The 23231-nt window shown below is 53.6% G+C and carries 20 protein-coding genes; 9 read left to right on the top strand and 11 right to left on the bottom strand.

What is annotated here, in order from left to right; all coding sequences use genetic code 11:
- Nucleotides 1–95: 95 nt before the first annotated feature.
- The 3 genes from AAC086_RS11220 (at nucleotide 96) to AAC086_RS11230 (ending at nucleotide 3649) form a co-directional block, all read left to right on the top strand.
- Nucleotides 96–647 (top strand): hypothetical protein, encoded by a 552-nt coding sequence (locus tag AAC086_RS11220; protein ID WP_339778756.1) that lies wholly within the window; start codon nucleotides 96–98, stop codon nucleotides 645–647.
- Between the two features lie 754 nt (nucleotides 648–1401).
- Nucleotides 1402–1953, top strand: coding sequence for a hypothetical protein (locus AAC086_RS11225; RefSeq protein ID WP_339778757.1), 552 nt, complete (start codon nucleotides 1402–1404; stop codon nucleotides 1951–1953).
- A 13-nt stretch (nucleotides 1954–1966) separates the two neighbouring features.
- Nucleotides 1967–3649 carry a methyl-accepting chemotaxis protein gene (locus AAC086_RS11230; protein ID WP_339778758.1) on the top strand — a complete coding sequence of 561 codons (1683 nt, stop codon included), beginning with the start codon at nucleotides 1967–1969 and terminating at the stop codon, nucleotides 3647–3649.
- A gap of 54 nt (nucleotides 3650–3703) precedes the next feature.
- Here the strand turns inward: AAC086_RS11230 and AAC086_RS11235 are convergent, their stop codons facing one another.
- A complete protein-coding gene (locus AAC086_RS11235) occupies nucleotides 3704–4855 on the bottom strand; it encodes a GNAT family N-acetyltransferase (protein WP_339778759.1) in 1152 nt (383 codons plus the stop codon).
- A gap of 194 nt (nucleotides 4856–5049) precedes the next feature.
- Here AAC086_RS11235 and serA point away from each other — a divergent pair, with 194 nt between their 5' ends.
- On the top strand, nucleotides 5050–6291 hold the full coding sequence (gene serA, locus AAC086_RS11240) for a phosphoglycerate dehydrogenase (protein WP_339778760.1): 1242 nt from the start codon (nucleotides 5050–5052) through the stop codon (nucleotides 6289–6291).
- A 70-nt stretch (nucleotides 6292–6361) separates the two neighbouring features.
- Here the strand turns inward: serA and aat are convergent, their stop codons facing one another.
- The gene (aat, locus tag AAC086_RS11245) at nucleotides 6362–7012 is read right to left on the bottom strand and encodes a leucyl/phenylalanyl-tRNA--protein transferase (RefSeq protein ID WP_339778761.1); all 651 of its coding nucleotides are present in this window, start codon (nucleotides 7010–7012) and stop codon (nucleotides 6362–6364) included.
- A gap of 321 nt (nucleotides 7013–7333) precedes the next feature.
- Here aat and AAC086_RS11250 point away from each other — a divergent pair, with 321 nt between their 5' ends.
- Complete coding sequence (locus AAC086_RS11250) at nucleotides 7334–8110, top strand: hypothetical protein (RefSeq protein ID WP_339778762.1); 777 nt, start codon at nucleotides 7334–7336, stop codon at nucleotides 8108–8110.
- Nucleotides 8111–8188: 78 nt separating this feature from the next.
- Here AAC086_RS11250 and accC read toward each other — a convergent pair whose 3' ends face one another.
- Genes accC through aroQ form a run of 3 tightly spaced genes read right to left on the bottom strand, consistent with a single transcriptional unit; the run spans nucleotide 8189 to nucleotide 10456 of the window.
- A complete protein-coding gene (gene accC, locus AAC086_RS11255; RefSeq protein ID WP_339778763.1) occupies nucleotides 8189–9532 on the bottom strand; it encodes an acetyl-CoA carboxylase biotin carboxylase subunit in 1344 nt (447 codons plus the stop codon).
- 18 nt (nucleotides 9533–9550) lie between these two features.
- Nucleotides 9551–9997 carry an acetyl-CoA carboxylase biotin carboxyl carrier protein subunit gene (locus AAC086_RS11260; RefSeq protein ID WP_339778764.1) on the bottom strand — a complete coding sequence of 149 codons (447 nt, stop codon included), beginning with the start codon at nucleotides 9995–9997 and terminating at the stop codon, nucleotides 9551–9553.
- A 12-nt stretch (nucleotides 9998–10009) separates the two neighbouring features.
- Entirely contained in the window at nucleotides 10010–10456 is a 447-nt protein-coding gene (aroQ, locus tag AAC086_RS11265; protein WP_339778765.1) for a type II 3-dehydroquinate dehydratase, read from the bottom strand.
- Between the two features lie 235 nt (nucleotides 10457–10691).
- On the opposite strand from aroQ, the gene thiS reads away from it, so the two are divergent.
- Nucleotides 10692–11687, top strand: a complete 996-nt coding sequence (gene thiS, locus AAC086_RS11270; RefSeq protein ID WP_339778766.1) for a sulfur carrier protein ThiS — start codon at nucleotides 10692–10694, stop codon at nucleotides 11685–11687.
- A 376-nt stretch (nucleotides 11688–12063) separates the two neighbouring features.
- Here the strand turns inward: thiS and AAC086_RS11275 are convergent, their stop codons facing one another.
- From AAC086_RS11275 to AAC086_RS11285, 3 genes are all read right to left on the bottom strand, one after another.
- Nucleotides 12064–12834 carry a DsbA family protein gene (locus AAC086_RS11275; protein WP_339778767.1) on the bottom strand — a complete coding sequence of 257 codons (771 nt, stop codon included), beginning with the start codon at nucleotides 12832–12834 and terminating at the stop codon, nucleotides 12064–12066.
- Nucleotides 12835–12909: 75 nt separating this feature from the next.
- Nucleotides 12910–13617, bottom strand: a complete 708-nt coding sequence (locus AAC086_RS11280) for a hypothetical protein (RefSeq protein ID WP_339778768.1) — start codon at nucleotides 13615–13617, stop codon at nucleotides 12910–12912.
- A 194-nt stretch (nucleotides 13618–13811) separates the two neighbouring features.
- Nucleotides 13812–15152 (bottom strand): M48 family metalloprotease, encoded by a 1341-nt coding sequence (locus tag AAC086_RS11285; RefSeq protein WP_339778769.1) that lies wholly within the window; start codon nucleotides 15150–15152, stop codon nucleotides 13812–13814.
- Nucleotides 15153–15342: 190 nt separating this feature from the next.
- Here AAC086_RS11285 and AAC086_RS11290 point away from each other — a divergent pair, with 190 nt between their 5' ends.
- Nucleotides 15343–16512, top strand: coding sequence for a gamma-glutamyltransferase (locus AAC086_RS11290; protein ID WP_339778823.1), 1170 nt, complete (start codon nucleotides 15343–15345; stop codon nucleotides 16510–16512).
- 171 nt (nucleotides 16513–16683) lie between these two features.
- Nucleotides 16684–17838, top strand: coding sequence for an aminotransferase class I/II-fold pyridoxal phosphate-dependent enzyme (locus tag AAC086_RS11295; protein ID WP_339778770.1), 1155 nt, complete (start codon nucleotides 16684–16686; stop codon nucleotides 17836–17838).
- A 38-nt stretch (nucleotides 17839–17876) separates the two neighbouring features.
- Here the strand turns inward: AAC086_RS11295 and AAC086_RS11300 are convergent, their stop codons facing one another.
- Together AAC086_RS11300 and AAC086_RS11305 are read right to left on the bottom strand one after the other, a co-directional pair.
- Complete coding sequence (locus AAC086_RS11300) at nucleotides 17877–18323, bottom strand: DMT family transporter (RefSeq protein WP_339778771.1); 447 nt, start codon at nucleotides 18321–18323, stop codon at nucleotides 17877–17879.
- Between the two features lie 4 nt (nucleotides 18324–18327).
- Nucleotides 18328–18846 carry an N-acetyltransferase family protein gene (locus tag AAC086_RS11305; protein WP_339778772.1) on the bottom strand — a complete coding sequence of 173 codons (519 nt, stop codon included), beginning with the start codon at nucleotides 18844–18846 and terminating at the stop codon, nucleotides 18328–18330.
- 36 nt (nucleotides 18847–18882) lie between these two features.
- Between AAC086_RS11305 and AAC086_RS11310 the strand changes: the two genes are divergently transcribed.
- Nucleotides 18883–19452 (top strand): XRE family transcriptional regulator, encoded by a 570-nt coding sequence (locus AAC086_RS11310; protein WP_339778773.1) that lies wholly within the window; start codon nucleotides 18883–18885, stop codon nucleotides 19450–19452.
- Nucleotides 19453–19895: 443 nt separating this feature from the next.
- Here AAC086_RS11310 and AAC086_RS11315 read toward each other — a convergent pair whose 3' ends face one another.
- Nucleotides 19896–23075 (bottom strand): Rne/Rng family ribonuclease, encoded by a 3180-nt coding sequence (locus AAC086_RS11315; protein WP_339778774.1) that lies wholly within the window; start codon nucleotides 23073–23075, stop codon nucleotides 19896–19898.
- Between the last annotated feature and the right edge of the window lie 156 nt (nucleotides 23076–23231).

Genomic DNA, 23231 nt, shown 5'->3' on the forward strand with positions numbered 1-23231 from the left:
GGCTTGCTATCGGCACCCAGCATAGTATCTTGTGATGCATCCGGTCTTTCGAGTGGGCCGGATGCATTTTCAATTAGGGATTATTTCCGCAGTTTATGAATTCATCGGCACAAAAACAAAAAACCAGAGAGGTCGAGCATTTTCTGTCGCAGCTGGAAAAGCGCAGCCGTATTTTAGTGTCGATAGCCGACGAGCTTGAGACGATGGCGGATGCAACGGATGTCACGCGTTACCGTCCGTTCCGCGAGCAGGTTGATAATTTCAAGGCGTTGTCGTTGATCCTGTCAGAGCGTCTTGCTGCCCTGGATGCCCACCCCCGCAAGGACGATTTGGAATTGCAGTTTCACAAATTGCAGGTTCTTATGTTGCGGTTGGTGATTAAAACCAGTCTTAAGTTCTTTTTTGTGATGAGTGCAAAAGCATTCTTGCCGCTTGGGTCGCGCGAACTGTTCCAAAGTGAACTTCGGACGCTGTTTGAAGCCGAAAAAATGATGTCAGATCCGCGCTATAAAAGCGATCTGGATCAAGGTGCCCAGGATGATCTGGATATGGCCCGGGATATCCTGGAGGAAATTATTCAACATGCGCCGACCCTTTTGGATTTTGGCAAAAAACCTTCCACCGGCAAAAAGAAGAGATTCCGCTAAGTTCCCGTCGGATTTGGCAGTGCTGCTGCCTGATTGAATGGGGCGTCTATTTCTTATGTGTAGTGCCTATACGTGTTCGTTTGGTGCTGTCGGCATTTCGATATCTTCAAAATGCAAATTAATTTCAAAAGCTGTAATTGTTGAGAGAATGCTGCTTAGGCGTGCCTTGGGTTGGGGTGCCATCGCGCCAGACGGGCGATTAAAATGGTCAATTCGCAAATTGAAAAGATTAATTTCGCAATTTGCAAAACATAATTCGCATTGTGCGAAATTTGGCGCTATACCCCGAAAGTATTACGACTATATACCGCGCAAACCTGCGAAATTTTCTATTTCAAAAACTGGCACGCTATCTGCATAGCATGTAGCGGACAGTTGTTCTGTGCAGGGGCGCGCTACGGTGCGCCTGGAGCAACGTAATCTTCTGCAGTTTGCTCGTGTCCCAACCAAAACTTAGCGGCGATCTCGTATCGCCGCTTTTTTCTTGCCTGATCAATGGCACGGTAGCACAAAAAACGTCCCCCAGGAACCTCACTCCCCAAATTAGGATATTTTCGCACATAGCTGTTGGTATAGATTTTACCTATACCTAACGGTAATTATTTTATCAATTGCCGTGTAATATGAGTGCGCGCACCCAAACTGTAAGAGTCTAGGCGCGCTGTAGAATGGCAAAGGACAACAGATGAGGCGGTTTCACAAATTTCAATGGGTCATTATTGCTGCAGGCTTTTCATCTTTGATGATGCCTGGAATGGCATCGGCAGAACAGGCCGCTCCGGCTGCTCCTGATAAACTGATTGATGCGCAAGTTATTGAAGGTGCGCGCGAATGGCTAACCAACCCGGTTGTCGAAATATCGGTGAATGCGCAAAATCGTCATAACCGGAATATGTCGCAGGCAGATATAGATACTGCTGACAAGGCATGGCGGGCTGAACGTGACGCTGATGATCAACCACTTGTCGCCGCCGTCATGACCAATCCGCTATCGGGCTATTTGACGCAAATTCAGGCACGATCCGTTGGTTTGTATAGTGAAATTTTCGTCATGGACGCCAAAGGCCTAAATGTGGGGCAAAGCTCGATTACATCCGATTTCTGGCAGGGTGACGAAGCCAAATTTCAAAAGACATATCCCTTGGGTGCCGCCGCCGTTTTCATTGATGAAGCGGAATATAATGAAGACACAGATAACTGGCGTTCGCAGCTCAATATGACGTTGTCAGATGGCACCGGTAAGCCGATTGGGGCTGTTACTGTCGAAATCAATCTCACTGAACTTGCGCGCCGTAAGGGCCTTTAAGGGATCAAGTATCATGATGTCGATAAAAAACATGCTTATCCCAACCAAACTTGCCGCATGTTTTGCGGTTATTGTTGCCGTCATTCTGTGTGTTGGGGGATCTGGTCTTTATGCGATGCGGCTGGTGCAAAATGCCAGTGAAAGCAGCGTGCGGCTCAACGCTATTGAAGGAACATTCAATAATGTTGACCGCGCTTATCGTACCGCCCGGCAGGAAATGACCTATTTTTTGATGACGGGCGATCGTCGTGGGTTGAGCGCCTATCACGAAGCGTCTGACCTTGCCGATAGCAATGTTGCCCAATTGCTGGAAGCTGCTGCCAATGATGCCGAAATTCGTCGGCTGGCGACAGAGATGGAAACGGCAATTGCCGGTTGGAAAGAAATTGCCGATCGTCAGGCGCATCTGATGCGCCAGTATCTTACGGTTAACCATGCCCGTGCCATTGAGGCATCTGGCGAGCCGCGGGCCCTGGCTGTTAAGGCAGGTGACGCGGCCAGTCAGCTTGGTGCGTATATTGACCGTTCTCGAGATGCGCTTGAGCAGGCCCGTAATGAAGCCATGACGGCGTTTACAGTGACGTTGGCTGTTGGGGTGGTTGTGCTGGTGGGAATTGCCATATTGTTTGCAACGGTGCTGTCACGAATGATTGCGACACCGATCCGCGATATGACGGCTGCGATGAGCAAACTTGCCGATGGCGACGTGAATGTTCAAATCGTTCAGATGAAACGTACCGACGAAGTTGGTGCCATGTCGCGTGCTTTGCAAGTCTTTCGCGAGAATGCAGCCGAACGCTTGCGTTTGTCTGAGCAGGAACGGGTTGAAGCGCAGCGTCAGCTTGAACGCAGCCGTCGTATGGGGCAGCTTTCAGACCAGTTTGATCGTCAGATCAACGATGTTTTAAATACCGTGACAATGGCACTTGGCGAAGTGCGTGGGGCCTCGGAGCAACTTTCAAGCCATTCCGCCCGCGCCACTGAAGATGCCCGAAGCGTTGCAGAACAGGCCGAGCAATCGACCGCAAATATTGAAACGGTGGCTACTGCGACCTCGGAACTTTCATCTTCGATTAATGAAATTTCCCATCAGATTTCGCAGGTTACCGACATAGCGCAACAAGCGGTGCGTGACACGGCACAAACCAATGAGCGGGTGATGCAACTGAATGAAGCAGCCCAAAGTGTTGGAGAAGTTGTTAACCTGATCAGTGATATTGCCAGCCAGACCAACCTGTTGGCGCTGAACGCGACGATTGAATCGGCGCGTGCGGGTGAAGCTGGCAAAGGGTTTGCTGTGGTTGCTGGTGAAGTGAAAAATCTGGCGGCACAGACGGCACGTGCGACCGAACAGATCACGGCAAAAATTACCGAAATGCAGACTGAAACCGGTGCCGCAGCCGCCGCTGTGCGGAATTTCGCAGACATTATCAGGAATATTCAAGGTCTGATGGCTGTTGTTGCCAGCGCGGTTGAAGAGCAGGGGGCTGCAACCCACGAAATTTCGCGTAGTGTTGATGGTGTTGCCACGGGTAACCAGCAAATTAATCATGCGGTTAACAGTGTGGCACGAACTGCAACAGAAAGCGGCGAGCTTTCAAGCGGGCAGCTTGGCTGTGTGGGGCGTCTGTCTGCCGCCAATGATCAGTTGCTGTCACATGTGCATGGATTCTTGAAAGAAGTTCGCAAGGTTTAAACACGATTTGATATAAAGGGGTCGGAGCAATGAATGCTCCGGCCCCTGCTTTTTTTAAGTGCCCTGGCGATAGGGGCTGTGTTCTTGTTTGATGAACAGGCTGTCATCTTCAATGCCCGCACGCTCGTGCTCCAGAAATTGGGTGATGGCGGCGCGCAGGCCTTCATGGCGCAGAAAATGGGCCGAATGGGTCAGCACCGGTTCATAGCCACGCTGGATTTTGTGTTCGCCCTGGGCCCCGGCTTCAACGGTTTCAAGTTTGCGTTCAATCGCAAGGTCGATCGCCTGATAATAACAGGTTTCGAAATGCAGCATCGGCGTTCTGTCACTGCTGCCCCAGTTGCGCCCATACAGGGTTTTTTCGCCCAGCATATTAAGCGCACCGGCAACAATATCGCCATCGCGTGATGCGGTGACCAGAACCACATTGTCACGCAAGCGGTCATGGATCAGCTCGAAGAACTCGCGGGTTAAATAGGCTTCGCCCCATTTGCGATCGGTTGTATCGCGGTAAAATTCAAAAAAGCGATCCCAGTGCCATGGTTTTAAATCATCGCCCGACAGAGCGCTAAAACTGTAACCTGCCTCGATAACCTGTCGGCGTTCCTTGCGAATGTTTTTGCGCTTGCGCGAATTGAGCACGCCCAGAAAATCGTCAAAGCTGTCATATCCCCGGTTTTTCCAGTGATATTGAATGCCAACACGGGGCAGAAAACCGTTTTCTGCCATGATCTTGCTTTCATCTTCGCTGCAAAAGGTCACATGTACACCCGAAAGACCCAGTTGCGCGGGCAGGGCGGCAAGGCCTTGTGCCAGGGCCTTGCGAATATCGTTGGGCGCCGGGTGGTCGGCCCGTACCAAAAGGCGCGGGCCGGGTACCGGTGAAAACGGCACCGCCGATTGCAGTTTGGGATAATATTTGCCCCCGGCACGCTGAAAGGCATCGGCCCAGGCCCAGTCAAACACATATTCGCCATAGGAATGCCCTTTGACATAAAGCGGGGCGACGCCGACAATGGTGCCGTCATCATCGGTGCAGATAATATGAAACGGTTGCCAGCCGGTATCGGCATGGGCCGATTTGCTGTCTTCCATCGCCGACAGAAAAGCAAAACGGACAAACGGGTTGACCGAACCGGCACAGGCATCCCATGCGTCGGCGCCGATCTGATGGATATCGGTGGCGGTTTTCAATTCGATTGACAAGTTTTTTCCCCATTGGCAGACAGCAGGCAGGACGGCGAAAATACCTACGCATAACCCGGTATATGCGTTCAAAAGATAGGCGCAATGCGTATATGTGCAAGGGAAAGCCTTTGACGTCGCGGCAAGTTGGTCCTATTTCATGAACGGCTTGGGAAAAACCCCAGCATATTCTTCGAAGAAAAGGATGGTACGCCGTGATCAGCAAGCTTTCGTTGGAGAAGGACAAAATCAAAATTGTTCTGCTCGAAGGTATCCATGAAAATGCTGTTAAAATGTTTCGGGAGGCCGGTTATTCCAATGTCGACCTGTATCCCGCTGCTCTTGACGCTGACGAACTGAAATCTGTCGTCTCCGAGGCGCATTTTCTTGGCATACGATCCCGCACCAAACTGACCGAGGAAATTATTGATGCCGCTCCGAAACTGACATCGATTGGCTGTTTTTGTATCGGTACCAACCAGGTCGATCTGACGGCGGCTGCCATGCGCGGTATTCCGGTGTTTAACGCCCCTTATTCCAATACCCGTTCGGTGGCCGAACTGGTACTGGGACAAATCATTATGTTGATGCGCGGTATTCCGCAACGCAATGCGTCGGCCCATGCCGGTGGCTGGCTGAAAAATGCCAAAGGGTCGTTCGAGGCGCGCGGTAAAACGCTGGGCATTATCGGTTACGGGCATATCGGGTCGCAACTTTCGGTGCTGGCTGAATCGCTGGGCATGAATGTTATTTATTATGACGTGATCAACAAGCTGGCGATGGGCAATGCCACGTCATGTGTCAGCATGGACGACCTTTTGGCCCGTGCCGATGTCGTCTCGCTGCATGTTCCGGCGACCGAGCAGACCAAAAACATGATCACATCGGTCGAACTGGGCAAAATGAAGCCCGGTGCCCATTTCATCAATGCGGCACGAGGTAATGTTGTCGTGATCGAAGATCTGGCCGCCGCCCTTGAAAGCGGCCATTTGGCCGGTGCTGCGATTGACGTGTTCCCGGTTGAACCGGCTGGTAAGGATGAACAGTTTGAAAGCCCGCTTCGTGGTATGTCCAACGTGATCCTGACCCCGCATATTGGCGGTTCAACCCAGGAAGCGCAGGAAAATATCGGCATCGAAGTGGCCGACAAGCTGATTACCTATTCCGATAACGGATCGACCCTTGGGGCGGTGAACTTCCCCGAGGTGGCCTTGCCGGTTAAAAACCGCAAGCATACCCGTTTCATGCATATTCACCGCAACGTTCCCGGTGTTCTGTCGAAAATCAACGATGTGTTTGCCACCCGTGGCATGAACATTTCCGGGCAGTATCTGCGCTCCGAGGGCGGTGTCGGGTATGTCGTGGTCGAAGTCGACGACGAAATCAAACCGGGTCTTGGCATTCGCAAGGAACTCGAAGCCATTAATGGCACCCTGCGGGTGCGTTTCCTGTTCTGAGAAACGCCGATTTTATAAAGGCGGTGCCAAAGGGTGCCGCCTTTTGCTTTTGTCAGCAAGGCGGCCTGTTTTACGGGTATGGTTTTTGGCACAAAACCGCTTCAATGGCACCGTCATCGGCCTCAAAAGGCAGGCAGGCGCGCCCGGTGAGCGCCTTGGCCAGTTTGGTACGGTATTTTTCGCGTGATATTTCAATCACGCCGAACTGTTTTAAATGATCGTTGACAAACTGGGTATCAAGCAGGCGATAGCCTCCTTGCCGCATCAAGGCGACCAGATGGACCAGGGCAACCTTGGAGGCGTTGGTTGCACGCGAAAACATGCTTTCGCCAAAAAAGGCCTGGCCCAGGCTAACCCCATATAATCCGCCAACCAGTTCACCATCTTTCCACGCCTCGACCGAATGGGCACACCCCATTTCATGCAGATGGCAATAGGCCTCGCGGATGCTGGCATTGATCCATGTTTCTTCGCGGCTGTCTGTTGTTGCCGCACAGGCGGCTATGGTGCCGGGAAAATTGCCATCGACGCGAATGGTGAATTCGCCGCGCCGTACAACCTTGCGCAGGCTGCGCGGCACATGAAAGCCGTCTAGCGGAATAATCCCGCGCCATTCCGGGTCGATCCAGTACAGGGTCGGGTCATCGTGGCTTTCAGCCATGGGAAACAACCCCACAGAATAGGCGCGGATCAAAAGTTCTGCTGTCAGATGATTAGACATGATCGCCGTAATGATCGCTTATCCTGATTTCGCGGGCAGGCTTATCCTGCCAGTCGTATATTTTCATATGTGTATCTAGCTTACCGTAACAAGCGCAAGGTCGATCTATATCTGTACAGGCGGTGTGTTTGACGCGGGGTGAGATTTTAAACAAGGATCGTTGGTGACAGGGTATTGGGGCCGGTAAGCCGAAACCCTTATAAGCTCCAGCATTGTCGGTTCAGATAGAAAGTAAGCATCCGTTTTTTTATTTCAGATTGTTCGTTTTTCGATTTAAGCGTATCATGACGTTAAATTATCTTTTTATATTGAGGGGGCACTATGAGAGTTTTGCAGTCGTTCGGTATTGCCGTTCTGGTTGCGTCGGCGTTTGTTGGGACGTATCGACCAACCCCGGCGCAGGCGCAGATCGCGCCGGTAACCGCGCAGGTTCCACCTGCATTGCGTGCTGCCATTTTGTCGGGCAATAGTAATGCCATTATTGCTGCAATAAATACTTTAAGTGCGGGTAATCCTACTTTGGCAGCAAATCTGGCGGCTCAAACGGCCAGCTTTGCCGAGAGCATGATTGCAACCAACCCCCAGGCTGCCGTTTCTGCGGCGCAGGCGGCTGTTAATATTGTTAGCAGCGGTTCGGTTCAAAATTCTGCTCCGGCTGCTGCCAACAATGTTGCCGCGATTGCGGCACGTATCGTTGTCAACCCGGCGGTGATACTTGTTGCGCCTCAGCAGGCCGCTGCCGTCGCTGTTCAGGCGGTTCAGGTTGCAACGGTCCCGGTCGTTTATCAGGCTAATCCTGCAGCAAGTGTTCAGGTTGCGACGAATTCATATACGACTGTTAATAATCCCGCTGTTATGGCGGCCTCGCCGACTGCTGCGCAGCAGGTAACTTCGACGATTAATCAGGCGAGCTCCAACCCGAATTTAAGCGGTAGCAACCCGAGTAATGCGTCTCAAATGAACTCGATATTGGTGGGGCAGCAGACGACGACTAATCAAAATCCGGTTGAGCAGCCGTCAACCTCGCAACCTGATGTGTTTATTCAGGAACCTGTTCAGCCGGATTCTGAGCTGATCAATAATGCTTCTCCAACCTGATCGATTGATTGGTGGAAGGCCACCACAAGATTTACACTTATAATAAAAAACCGGGGACCAATTGGCCCCCGGTTTTTATTACTTTTTCATGCCCATGAATTTTTCAAGCCAGTGGATGTCGTAGTCTCCGGCTTGAATATCAGGGTTTTCCAGCAATTTCTGATGCAGAGGAATGGTGGTTTTAATGCCCCCAATGGCGTATTCAGCCAAGGCGCGGCGCAATCGCATCATGCATTCCTGCCGGTCGCGCCCATGCACAATCAGCTTTGCGATCATGCTGTCATAATAAGGCGGAATGGAATAACCGGTATAAATGCCGCTATCAACGCGCACGCCAAGGCCGCCAGGGGCGTGATATTCGGTAATTTTTCCCGGAGACGGCACAAATGTTTCCGGGTCTTCGGCATTGATGCGGCATTCAATGGCATGGCCATTAATTTCGATATCATCCTGGGTAAAGGATAATTCCATACCGGCAGCAACACGAATTTGTTCGCGCACCAGATCAACGCCCGAAATGGCTTCGGTTACCGGGTGTTCCACCTGCAAGCGGGTGTTCATTTCAATGAAATAGAACTCGCCATTTTCATACAGGAACTCGATGGTGCCGGCATTGCGATAGCCCATATCGCGCATGGCATTGGCCACCACGGTCCCAATCCGGTCGCGTTCTTCGGCGGTCAGGGTTGGCGAGGGGGCTTCTTCCATTACTTTTTGATGGCGCCGCTGCAATGAACAGTCGCGTTCAAAAAGATGCACGGCGTTGCCGTGGGTGTCGCCAATGACCTGCAATTCAATATGACGCGGTTTGCCAAGGTATTTTTCCATGTAAACGGCGGCATTGCCGAAGTTTTGCATGGCTTCCTTGCGTGTCATGGAAAAGGCTTCGGCCAGATCTTCGTCGCGTTCAACAACCTTCATGCCCCGGCCACCGCCGCCGCCCGATGCCTTGATCAGGATCGGATAGCCGATGCTTGCGGCACATTTTTTTGCCTCGTCAACGGTCGTGATTTCGCCGTCGGACCCCGGCACAACAGGAATGCCGAGTTTTTCGACGGTTTGTTTGGCGGTGATTTTGTCGCCCATCATCCGGATATGTTCCGGGCTGGGGCCGATAAAGGCAAAGCCGTGTTCTTCGACCATGGCGGCGAAGTCGGCATTCTCGGACAAAAATCCGTATCCCGGGTGGATCGCTTCGGCGCCGGTAATTTCGGCAGCCGAAAGAATGGCCGGAATATTCAGATAGCTGTCGCGCGAAGCTGCCGGGCCGATGCAAACCGCTTCGTCAGCCAAACGCACATGCATGGCGTCGGCGTCGGCGGTGGAATGCACCGCGACGGTTTTGATGCCCATTTCGCGGCAGGCCCGCTGAATTCGCAGCGCGATCTCGCCTCGGTTGGCAATCAGGATTTTTTCGAACATTGCGGTTATGACCCCGGCTTATTCAATGATGACCAGCGGCTCGTCATATTCGACGGGGTTGCCGTCGGTTGCGATAATCTGGCTGATTTTACCCGATTTGGGCGCGCGGATCGGATTGAAGGTTTTCATGGCTTCAATCAGCATCAGGGTCTGGCCTTCGGCCACGGTTGCACCTGTGCTGATAAACGGGGCTGCACCGGGTTCAGGGGCAAAATAAACCACACCGACCATCGGCGATTTAACGCAACCCGGATGGGCTGAAAGATCGCTTGCCACCGGGCCTGTTGCCGGTGCGCCCGCAGGGGCGGTTGCGGCCATCGGTGCCGATGCGGCATAGGTTACACCCTGACGGGCAACGCGGATTTTGTTGTCGCCATCGGCAACTTCAATTTCCGTAAGGTTGGTTTCGTCCAGCAATTCTGCAAGCTGGCGAATAGCGTCATTATCGATGTTGAACTTGCTCATTTCGACTATCTTTTATGATGAGGGGGCAATAAGGGGCTTCAGAGCGTCAAGGGCCAGCACATAACCCTGTGCACCAAAACCGCAGATCATGCCTTTTGCGGCCTTCGAGACGAAGGAATGATGCCTGAACGTGTCACGCTGGTGGATATTGGACAGATGAACCTCGACGATCGGCAGGTCTGATGCCAGCAAGGCATCAAGAATGGCGACCGACGTGTGCGTATAGGCCGCAGCATTAAGAATGATGCCGCACCCCTTTACACGGGCTTCCTGTATCTGGTCAACCAGAACGCCTTCGTGATTGCTTTGATGAAAGGCGGTTTGAAGGCCAATCGACGCCGCATGCTGTTCACACAAGACCCTTATATCTTCCAGGGTGGTCGCACCATAGATTTCGGGCTGACGCTGTCCCAGCAGATTAAGATTTGGTCCATTTAAAATGTAGACGGGTTTTGTCATCCGGTCTCACATACCCAACAGTTTGTGCTGCGTTTATAACACGACGATAGTATGACGCAACGCTGCATTCCTTATATCGTACCGATGAAATATGCCAGCATGGCTGCAAATTTATCGCTTGATGCCAGATTTGACGGTTTTGCACGGCAAAAACCGCCGATCCCGGCTTGCCTTCACCCCCAGGCCTGACCATACTGCCCCCAAACAGGCAAAGATTAGGGATTTTAGCAAAAAGATGCGCCTTACGATCAATGGTGAAGACCGTATAATCGAAAACGCTACCACGGTGGCGGATCTTCTTGAGCAGTTGCAGATTACCGCGACCAAAGTGGCCGTTGAACGCAATCTTGAGATTGTTCCGAAAACGTCCTATGGCGCGACCCCGCTTGGGGATGGCGACAAGCTGGAAATTGTTCATTTTATTGGTGGCGGTTCCGATCAGGCGGACCTTGCGCCAGCCGGTGATGACAGTTTTATGGTTGCCGGGCGCAGGTTTAAATCCCGTTTGCTGGTTGGTACCGGCAAATACAAGGATTTTGACGAAACCCGCCTGGCGCTGGAAGAATCGGGTGCCGAGATTGTGACGGTGGCCGTGCGCCGGGTGAATGTGACCGACCCCAGCCAGCCAATGCTGGTGGATTATGTTGATCCCAAAAAATACACCTATTTGCCCAACACCGCAGGGTGTTTTACCGCCGATGATGCCATGCGGACCTTGCGGTTGGCGCGTGAGGCCGGGGGCTGGAACCTGGTGAAGCTTGAAGTGCTGGGGGATCAGAAAACCCTGTATCCCAATATGCCCGAAACCCTGAAAGCGGCTGAAATTTTAATCGGCGAGGGCTTCGAGGTGATGGTTTATTGCAGCGATGATCCGATTCAGGCCAAAATTCTTGAAGATATGGGTTGTGTTGCCATCATGCCGCTAGGGTCGCTTATCGGCTCGGGCATGGGCATTATCAACCCGGTCAATATCGCCCTGATCAAGGAAAATGCCGCAGTGCCGGTGCTGGTCGATGCCGGTGTTGGCACGGCATCGGAAGCCGCCTTTGCCATGGAACTGGGATGTGATGGCGTATTGATGAACACAGCCATCGCCGGGGCCAAAGACCCGATCCGCATGGCGCGGGCGATGAAACATGCGGTTATTGCCGGTCGTGAAGCCTTTTTGGCCGGGCGGATGCCGCGCAAAAGCTATGCCGACCCGTCATCACCCTTGGCCGGTATTATCTGACATCTAAAGCACTTTTCCTTTAATATGACCCATTTTGTTTGTTTTTGGCGTGTCGTTTGGCAAGGCACAGCGCGCTGCGCGATGCGGCGCATCGGGCGAGCGGTGTAACGCCGCCAAACACCGCCAAAATCAAACCCTGTGGGCCAGCGCAGTCTGCCGCCTGGCCGCGTCGAAATCCTTGTCCGTAAACCCATTACGCCCTGCGGACTTCTCCTTGCCAGGCGGCAGACTGAGCTGGCAAAATGGGTCATATTAAAGGAAATGTGCTTTAAGAAATTCGTTATAAAACAAGGCCCGTTTTGAAATCGAAACGGGCCTTGTTATTTTGTTCTGAAAGGACAACCAAAAAACTGCATATGCGGTTTATGGCGGCGGATCAGGAATCCTTTGCCAAACCGGCATCGACCAGCGATTTAACCCGTTCCATATCGGCACCGGGTACAAGCGTTCCGTTGATCAGGAAGGCAGGCGTGCCATTGATGCCGATCGATTTGGCCATTGCGCTATTGCGCGACAGTTCTTTTCGGACATCATCGCTGTCCATATCCTTGCGCATTTGTGCAACGTCAACGCCTGCGCCGGCGGCCAATTCGTCGATGCGATCATTGGTTAATTTGCCGCGGCTGCCCATCATTGCCCGATGCAGTTCCAGGTATTTTCCCTGTTTTTGGGCGGCAAGGGCGGCGCGCGCCGCCACAACCGATTCCTCGGACAGAATCGGCAGTTCCAGGAAAACAGTCCGAATTTTTTGGGTGTCGTCGTCGGCCATTGCCATCACATCGTCAAAGGCGCGTTTGCAATAGCCACACTGATAATCAAAAAATTCGACCACGGTTACCGGGGCATTGGCCGCCCCGACCGAGGGCGCTGCCGAGTCTTTGCTGGCAAGGGCATTCCATACCGGGGCGATGGCTTCTTCCTGGCGGCGGGATTGTTCGCTCATTTGCCAGGTTTGCACATTTTGAATGGCTTTCATCAGGATATCGGGGTGTTTTAACAGATACCCTTCGATCATGCTTTCGACCTGTTTTTGCTGTGCCGGTGACAGGGGGGCGTCGTCGGCACGGGCTGGGGATAGGGTCATCATCGCCAGCGGCAGTGCGATTGCGGCACAACCCGCAGCTTTTTTCAAAATATGCAAAGTCATCAAAATTCCTTTGTCTGCGATCCGGCAAAATGGCCAACGTATCCTTGATTGTATCCTTGATACGGGACACTTGCCCTAGCGGGAAAGTAAAATATGCGAGAGGTAGGTCACAGCAGCACGGGCACGATTGTGCTGCGGGCGCGATGCAATGCCAATCCACACCAGTTTGACCCCGGCGGGATCGGCTTTGGGCCAATAATGCCGGTGCAGGGTTGCCAGGTCCAGATAGTCGGTCTGCCAAAATGTCGGGTGCTGCGCTGATCCCTGTGAAGACGGTGTCACAGACGCCACAGTCTCTGGTGCGCCCCCAATCGGGATTTGCAAAACATAATCGACACCGGGCAGGCCAATGCCAAAGTCGGTTTCGGTCCAGCTATCGGTATTCTGGTTGCGAAAACCCAGTATTAATGTGGCGTCACCCGGCTGCGCACCCTTTTGTAATTGCCAGTCAAACGACAAAAACGGCGTTCCTAAAATGGCAATATTGGTGCGACGCCCCAGCTCGATGGCATTGCCCTGCGTGCCATAGGCCGAAATACCCAAGGCGATTTTGCCATCAACATCGTCCCAGAACAGGGAAGGGGGCGGCGATGACGCAGTGGTTTGGACGGCATCTTGTCGCTGGTTCGCCTGGGGGGTGTCGCTTTGTGGCGTTACATATAACCAGTATTCAGGCAGTTTGGTGTTTTGCAGGGCAAAGGGGGCATATAACAGCTTTAACCCGCCATCCGCATTGACGCCGGCACCGGGCAGGCTACAGGCGGATATAAACATTGTGGCCATTAGGGCCAGCCACGTCTGTGACCGGCGCAAACGGGGATCAAATTCTGACAAAGGGGCTTTCATAGGCCTGCGTGCATTTGCAGGTTTGTTTAAAACAGCAATTTTAAATGGCACAGCTCTGCTTTCAGCCTACGTTCTCTACCGTCGGTTTTGTCGGGCATCTCCGGGGGCCTGACCGAGGGATGGCGGGTTATTTACTTTTTATCGTCGGGCTGGGTGGCGCGCAAAATATCTTGCGCGCGTTGCCACGCGGGGGTGCCATTGGCGAGCGTTCGGTCCGCCTGCACGGCATGATAGCGCGCCGCACTGCGATCTCCGGTCAAAAGGCTGTATTCCGATTGGGCCAGGGATGCCTCACCCGGATTGTTCAGCCGGGACTCGGTAATGGCGCGAAAACGCCAGGCGGATGCGTTATCGCGTTCCTTTGACAGGGCAGCCAGCAGGTTTTCCCGGGCATCTTGCAGCATGCCGGGGTCATTGGATTCAAGTTCAGCATGGGCCAGTAAAATACGGATCAGCGGGGCATTGCCGCCAGACTGGTCAACAGCCTTGTGCAAGGGGGCAATCGCATCGGCGGCCTTGCCAAATTCCAGCAAGATCTGGCCTTTAAGTTCCTCGAAATACGGGTTTTGCGGTTCATCGGCGATCAGGGCGTTGATGCGTTCGAGTGCGGGGTCCAATTGCGAGTCGCGATAATAGCCAATGGCACGGGCATATCGTGCGGCGATACTGGTATCGGATGGGGGATATTTGCGCAGGGTATATTGCAAGCTGTTGGTGAAGGCATACAGTTTGGCTTGCATACGGGCATGGCGTTCGTAAAGGGCGGGTGAAACCTTGGCATCCTTTAGCGGCGAATTGGCAACGAAGTTTTCGAGAAACTCGACACGTTCCTGGGTTAGCGGGTGACTGCGCAGATACGGGTCCTGGCTGGCCGTACTTAGCAATTCCTGCCCTTCAAGTTTTTCCATGAAGTTTCTCATGCCGCGCGCCGAAATACCGGCCTCGGTCAGGAATTTAACGCCCGCCTGGTCGGCACTGCTTTCCTGGGTCCGCGAATAGGCCAGAAAATTACGCTGGGCGATGTTTTGTCCACCAATGACTGCGGCGGTGCCCACATCGGCACGCCCTGTCGCGACCCCGGCGGCAACCCCCAGAACGGTTGACAAAATTGAAATTGCCGACGCATTTCGCAACTGGTCTTGCACCCGTGAAAGGTGGCCCCCGGCGATGTGGCCGGTTTCGTGCGCGATAACACCCATCACCTGTTCGGGAGTATCTGCTTTCAACAGAAGCCCGGTATTGATAAAAAGTTTCTGCCCGCCAGCAACGAACGCATTGAGGCTGTTATCGGAAACGATGTAAACCGATACAGCCTGTGGATCGAGACCGGCGGCCTTGAACAGGGGCGTGGCATAGAGACGAAGGGTTTCTTCGATTTCCGTGTCACGGATAAATGAACGGCCTTGGGCGAAAACCACGCTCGGCAAGGCAACAAGGAAAATAGCAGTGAGTGTTAAAATGCGTCTAAGCAAAATGTGCGTTCCGTATGTTCGTTCATCCGTGCCAGTCGAAAAGTCGGCGGGCAAGCCATCATGGCGGATCGCCGCCGCTTTCGCAATGACTGCTGTCCTTTGCGCTTGCAGTAGCACACCACAAAATCTTGGCCAGATCGGGGCAGTGAAAGGGGTTTTGGGCGGCATCACGGGGGATGAACCTTTGGCTGTGCAGACCGCGCGCGATGTTTTGTCATCGGGCGGGACGGCGGCGGATGCTGCTGTTGCCCTGTATGCGACCATGACCGTTACCAAACCCTCTGTTGCGGGCATTGGCGGTGGCGGTGTGTGTGTTGTGCATGACCGCGTGGCCAAGAAAATTGAAGTTCTGGATTTTTGGCCGCGCCCGGGTACTAAAACGGCGGAAGGTCAAACCTACACTGCCGTTCCTGGTGTGCCGCGTGGCCTTTATGCATTAAGTGCGCGTTATGGCCGCCTGCCGTGGGGCCAGCTTATTGCCAGTGCCGAACAGGATGCCCGTTTTGGCACACCTTTGTCGCGGTCATTGAAGATGGATCTCGATGCCGCACGCGACAAGGTTCTTTCGACGCCGTCTCTGGCGCAAATCTATAGCCGGGATGGTAAATTGCTCGAAGTGGGCGACCGCGTTCAGCAATTTGGCCTTGGTGCGCTGCTTACCTCGCTTCGGGTAAAGGGCCCGGGGGATTTTTATAATGGCGGTCTTGCGGCCCAGATCGTAACCTCGGTGCAAAATGCCGGGGGTACTTTGACGCTGGCCGATCTTAACAATTACAAACCGGTCTGGCGTGCGGCAACGGCGGTAAAATCGGGCAATGAAAACCTGTATTTCACGCATCCGCCCAAATCGGCGACTGGTACCGGTGCCATTTCTGGTGATGGCGATGTGGTGGATGTTTTAAATCGTTACCTTGCCGATATTGATAACGCCCCGGCCAATACGGCGCGAGGCGGGCGCAGCGGTTTTGTGGTGGTTGACCTTGCGGCCAATGCCGTTGCCTGTGAAACCACAATGAACGAACCCTTTGGCGTTGGTGTTGGCGCACCGGCGTTCGGTCTTGACCTGGCAAGCGGCGATGTTGCCGCACCGCTGGTCGGCCCGGTTTTAAAGATTAATCCCAATGTGAATGAATTTTACTATGGTATCGCAGGCACCGATACCCCGGCCGGGGCAACCGCGCAGATTGCCAAAATGGCCGAAGATCTGGTTGGAACAGGCAGTGCCGCCAATGTTGCGATGAATAACAACGGTGTTGCGTCGGTTAACGTTATTTCCTGTTCGCAAGGTGTGCCGCCGCACCCTGAAAGCTGCCGCTTTATTGCCGACCCGGCAGGGGGCGGTATGGCGATTGGCCGTTAACCCCATCCAGTATCAATCGACGCGGTTTTTGCGGCCATGGCCGCCTGAAAGCACCGATTGCGGGCACACCCGACCGTAAAACACACCGTGATCATGACGGTTAAGAATATGAAAACCCCTGCCTGTGTGCGCGTGATACAGGCAGGTTTCATTTTTGACGGATTGGAAAAAATGACGCTGAAAAAATCGACTCGTGGGGCGATTTCCCCCTTTATCGTGATGGATGTTTTGCGCGCCGCCAATCTGCGCGCGCAAAGCGGCAAGGCCGTTTATCACCTTGAAGTTGGCCAGCCCGGCACGCCGGCCCCCAAAAAAGTCCGCGAAACCGCGGCCCGTGCGTTGGAAGGCGATTTGATCGGCTATACCGATGCGCTGGGCGTAGAACCTTTGCGCACGGCCATTGCTGGGCATTACAAAACCAAATTTGGCGTGTCACTGGACCCATCGCGTATTTGCGTTGCCAGCGGGTCATCATCGATTTTTGTGCTGGCGTTTCTCGCTGCTTTTGATGCGGGCGACCGTGTTGCCATGGCGGCACCGGGATACCCGGCCTATCGCAATATTCTGGGCGCACTCGGCATTGAAACGGTAACGCTGCTGGCTGGCCCCGAAAGCCATTATCAGCCGACGGTCGAGATGCTAAAGGCTTTGGACAAACCGGTGGACGGGTTGATTTTGGCCAGCCCGTCAAACCCGGCAGGCAGCATGATCAGCCGGGAAAAGTTTGCGAAACTGGTGCGTTATTGCCAGGAAAACGGCATTCGCCTGATTTCCGACGAGATTTATCAAGGTATTTCGTTTGGCGATGTGCCCGATTCGACTGCTGTCGAATTTGGCGACGAGGCGTTTATCGTTAACAGTTTTTCCAAATATTTTTCCATGACCGGCTGGCGTCTGGGCTGGGCCGTGGTGCCGCCCGATCTGGTGCGCCAGGTGGAATGTTTGCAGCAAAACCTGTTTATTTCCGCCCCAACCCTGTCGCAACTGGCCGCTGTTGCCGCCTTTGATTGTGAAGACGAATTACAGGGCAATATTGCTGCTTATGCCCGCAATCGCGAAATCCTGCTGAACGAATTACCCAAGGCCGGGTTTGACCGGTTTGCCCCGGCCGACGGCGCGTTTTATTTGTATGCCGATGTTTCAGGGCATACCGACGATAGCGAAGCATTTTGCCAGAAAGTGCTCAATGAAACCGGTGTTGCCATTACGCCGGGGACCGATTTTGACCCGTTTCGTGGAAAATCCTATGTGCGGTTTTCCTTTGCGCATAGCGAACAGACCATGCTAGGCGCGGTTAAGGCGCTGCGTGACTGGAAGCCGTCATAAGGTACGACCGGGATTTGACGCAGTTTAAGCCATAAGATTTATATTCGTTTGAAAACAACCAAAACCGCACCAATAATCAGAAGAACGGCCCCTGCAATCGCAAAGGGGGCGTTCTGAGGTGCGCTGTTTGTTTTGATCATGTCGGCAGTCAGCCCGAAAACCAGCTGGCTGGCGATGAGAATGGCAATTGTTGAGGCTGCGCCCAATCGTTGATAACCGGTAATGCTGGCAAAAACGAAGAATGAACCCAGAAGGCCGGGTAAAATGCTCCAGACCCGGAATTCTGCGATGATTTCGATAAACCCGGCGAAACCGCTTTTGGTGAGCAGAAGCGTCGTCAGGGCCGCAAGCCCGACAGCGGAATTGGTTACCAGAATGATCAGCGTTGTCGAGGCGGTTTCGTTCATGCGGACCATGAGGGCGTTCTGGACAACAAGAGCCGCACCAGCCGCGATCAGCAGGCCGAGAATTGAAAGAATTGCCATGGTTTTAGCGGCCTTTGTCAGCAGGTCGGGGACCTAGCACAAGCTGTAAAAAGGCAAGATCAAGCCATTGTCCGAATTTGGTGCCAACCTCCTTGAGATGGCCGACATGCTCAAATCCAAGTTTCTCATGTAGCTGGATCGACCCGGTATTCCGGGCTTCAATGCCTGCAACCATCACATGCTTGTCTATTTCGCGGGCCCTTTCAATCAGGGTGCGCAACAGGGACTTGCCAATGCCGCATCTGCGGCAGTCTTCCCGAACATAGATAGAATGTTCGACGGTATGACGGTAACCGTCCCACGCGCGCCAATCGCCAAACGAGGCATAGCCTAATACATTTGCCTTACTGTCAACCGCGACGAGGACCGGGTAACCGGTTTTTTCCCGGTCGGCGAGCCAATGTAAACGGTTGGCAACATCAACCGTCAAATCGTTCCAGATGGCTGTCGTATTCGTTACAGCATCGTTGTAAATTGCCATGATTGCTGCGGCATCATCGGTGGTGGCATTGCGGATTTTCATGTTGTTCTCTCACATTTGTTTGTTATAAGAATACATATGTCTACTATATTAAACAACGTCGATCAACGTATTGGCGCGCGAATTCGTACTGAACGGGAAAAACGCGGCTGGTCCCTGACCGACCTCGCCGAGAAGTCCGGGGTGTCGCGGGCCATGGTCTATAAGGTGGAACGCGGAGAAAGCAGCCCCACTGCAACGCTTCTGGCAAAACTATCCGGGGCGTTTAACCTCAGCATGTCAGCCTTGCTGTTGCTTGCTGAAAAGCATGATGGTCGCCTGCTGCGCCGGGCCGATCAGCCGGTATGGGTCGATCCACAAAGTGGATATGTGCGTCGTCATGTCTCGCCGACATCGGACTTTCCGCTTGATCTTGTGCGTGTTGATTTGCCTGCGGGCGCCGACATTCCGATGCCTGCGGCGGCTTATTCATTTTTGCGACAGTTGATATGGCTGCTGGAGGGAGAGCTTGTTTTTATCGAAGGTGACGTGCGCCACGAAATGAAACCGGGCGATTGCCTGGAACTGGGCCCGCCTGACGATTGCGTTTTTAAGAATGAAAGTTCTCAGACCTGTACTTATGCCGTGATTGTGGTCCGGAAAGACTAAAGCACATTTCCTTTAATATGACCCATTTTGTTTGTTTTTGGCGTGTCGTTTGGCAAGGCACAGCGCGCTGCGCGATGCGGCGCATCGGGCGAGCGGTGTAACGCCGCCAAACACCGCCAAAATCAAACCCTGTGGGCCAGCGCAGTCTGCCGCCTGGCCGCGTCGAAATCCTTGTCCGTAAACCCGTTACGCCCTGCGGACTTCTCCTTGCCAAGCGGCAGACTGAGCTGGCAAAATGGGTCATATTAAAGGAAAAGTGCTTTAAACATTTGATCGTGCAACCGGCCCTGATCGTCCGGTTTGCGCCATCGCGGGCAATTCTGATTTTCAGGGCGGCTGAGGGTCGTAATTCTACGCGATAAAATCCGCAATTTTGAAGCAGATACAACAAACCCCGCCAGAATATGGCGGGGTTTGTGTGTTATTGACGGGTAACCGATTGGTTAGTTGCTCCACCAGCCTTTGCGTTTTGGCTTCGGCTTGGCCGGTGCCTCGGGTGCTTTTACCTCTTCCTGGGCCGTATCACTGCTGTTGGTAGTGGTGGCGGCTTCGGCAGGTTGCGGTTCAGGCTGTGCCGCCGGTTCGGTTGTCGGCTCTGCCGCGGGGGCAGGGCTTGTTTCGACCGGGGCTGATTGTTTGATTACGTCGGCGGCCGGGGTGGCAGCCTCGGTTTTTACCGGTTGGCTTGTTGCCTGTGCGTTTTCAGACACAGGTTTTTCACGCGCCGTTGTTTCTGTTGGTACAGAAGCAGCTTCTGGTGCCGGTGCAGGTGTCGTTGCCGGTTCCAAAGCAGGTGCAGGCATTGTGGTCTGTGCTGCTGCGACGTCATGAGTTTCTGCATCGCCCGATTCCGGTGCAGGGCCACTTTGAATTGGAATGTTGCGAACTTCGCTACGATCCCTGTTCTGGTTGTTCCGGCGGTTATCCTTGTTGCGATCGCGACGATCACGCCGTTGACGGGCCGGTGCAGGTGCCGTTGTGCTGCGTTCACGGGCCGGGCGAATTTCTTCGCCGTCGCCTGTTGCGACAAACGCGTCGGCTTCCTGGCCTTCGCTGTCGCCTTCGATTATGACGTCGATATCGGTTTCGTCCGAAGCAGCGTGGTCGCGGCTGCGGCGTTTCTCGGTTGCTTCAGGATCATCATTTGGCGAGACAACACGCGGTGCCGCGTCAAATTCCTGGCGGCGCGACCGACGACGGCCGCCCCGTTTGCCCCGACGGCGACGTTTGCGCGATGCATCATCCTCGCCATCATCATCACCGTTGCCTTGATCGGCGGACTGTGTGTTGTCATCGTCGTCTTCATCGTCATTTGAGGATGATTCTTCGGCGTTGGCGGTGATGTTTTCGTCGCGTTCATCCGGGCGTCCACGACGGCGACGACGGCGGCGGCGGCGTTTGTTTTGCTCGTCACTGTCCGTGCCGGTGCTGCTGTCGCTATTCGTGTCCGTGTCCGTATCGGTTTCGTCATCGTCGCGGCTTGTGTTTTCAACAAGTTCTTCCTCGACCAGTTCAATCGGGGCTTCGATGGCTGTTAACGATACGCTGTCGGTATTGAGAACCGCAGAATTATCGTCGTCACCGGCTTTGGGGGCACGCGAGCGTTCAATGCGATGATCTGGCGAAATCAGGCTGTCATCACCGAAAATCATGACGGTGAAGCCATAACGATTTTCAATTTCGGCCAGTGAATCGCGCTTGCGGTTCAGAATATAAAGGGCAACTTCGCTGGCGACATGCACGGTAAGCGCACCGGCACGACGGCGCATGCCTTCTTCTTCAATCACACGCAGAAGATGCAGGGCCGAACTTTCGATTGACCGGACCAAACCAACACCACGGCAATGGGTGCAAACTTCAAAGGCGCTTTCGACCAGCGACGGGCGCAGGCGCTGACGCGACATTTCAAGCAAGCCGAACGGGCTGATGCGACCAATCTGCAGGCGGGCGCGGTCATTGCGCATCGCTTCTTTCAGCTTGCGTTCAACCGCACCCTGATTGCGATGGTCTTCCATGTCGATAAAGTCGACAACAATCAAACCGGCCAGATCGCGCAGGCGCAACTGGCGCGCCAGTTCTTCGGCGGCTTCAAGGTTGGTTTTATACGCGGTTTCTTCGATATTGCGTTCGCGCGTTGACCGGCCCGAGTTCACATCGATCGCAACCAGTGCTTCGGTCGGGTTGATCACGATGTAACCGCCCGATTTCAGCTGAACAACCGGGTTCAGCATCGCATCAAGCTGGCTTTCAACCTGGAAACGGTGGAACAGGGGAACGCCCTGATCTTTATAAGGCTGTACGCGTTTGGCATGTGACGGCATCAGCATTTTCATGAAGTCTTTGGCGATGCGATAACCTTCATCGCCTTCAACCAGAACTTCATCAACATCGCGCGCATAAAGGTCACGGATGGACCGTTTGATCAGGTCGGCTTCTTCATAAATCAGGCACGGGGCCTGGCTTTGCAACGTCGTTTCGCGGATACGATCCCACAGGCGCATCAGGTAATCAAAGTCGCGTTTGATTTCGGCTTTGGTGCGTTCAGCACCGGCTGTCCGCACAATAACGGCCATGCCGCCGGGAATTTCCAACTCGGCCAGAATGGATTTCAGGCGTTTGCGGTCCTGGGCATTGGTGATTTTGCGCGAAATACCACCACCACGCGGGGTGTTGGGCATCAAAACGCAATAACGGCCCGCCAGTGACAGGAAGGTTGACAGGGCAGCGCCCTTGTTGCCGCGTTCTTCCTTGACGACCTGAACCAGCAAAATCTGCCGACGTTTGATAACTTCCTGAATCTTGTAACGCTTTTGCATTTGCGGGCGTATAGATTCGGAAAATTCGTCGGTGTCATCGCCTCCCATATCTTCGATATTTTCGTCGTCATTGACGGTTTCTGTATCGTCAATATCAACCGAAATTTCTGCGATTTCGGCCGACATGGTGGCGACGGTGTTTGAACCGCCCTCATTGCCATTGCCATTGTCGTCATCGTTGCCGTTTGTGTCGTCGCTGTGTGCAGCGGCATCGGCGTTGTTTTCAGTGTCTTCGGGTTTTTTGCGACGATTGCGCATCCGGCGACGACGCGGTTTGCTGTCTTCTTCGCCGGTTTCGCTGTTTGCACTTGCGGCAGTGTTTTCAAGTACTTCGCCGTCATCGTCATGATCTGACGACGTTACCGTGTCGGTGTTTTCACCTGCAACGGTGCTGGCAGCATCGTCCTTACGCGGTTTGCGGCGCGAACGCGAGCGAACCGGTTTTCTGTCTTTTTTCGGGGCATCATCATTGTCGCCACCAATATTGTCTTCGACAATATCAGCATCGCGCATCGCGGGGGGATGAGAATGAGACCGGGCAATTGCTTCGCGGTCGGCAACAGGGATTTGATAATAATCGGAATGGATTTCGCTAAAAGCAAGAAAGCCATGGCGATTTCCGCCATAGTCAACAAAGGCCGCTTGCAACGAGGGTTCAACCCGCGTCACTTTCGCAAGATAAATATTACCTTTAATCTGTTTTTTAGTCGACGTTTCTACGTCGTATTCTTCTAGTCGATTTCCATTTATGACAACGACACGGCTTTCTTCCGCGTGCGTTGCGTCGATAAGCATACGTTTGACCATTCGGAACCTGTTCCTGAAGGTCCCGCCAGTTTAATGCGTCTCGCTAAAGTGTGCTGATATGCAAACAAACCGGCGTTACCGAAGGCGCCGCCCACAAAGGTCGCGATATGTCCGTGATATGTATGGTTCATCGCGTTCCGGCTGCTCTTTCGGTAT

It is taken from the genome of uncultured Thalassospira sp. (genome assembly GCF_963976115.1).
Taxonomy (GTDB): domain Bacteria; phylum Pseudomonadota; class Alphaproteobacteria; order Rhodospirillales; family Thalassospiraceae; genus Thalassospira.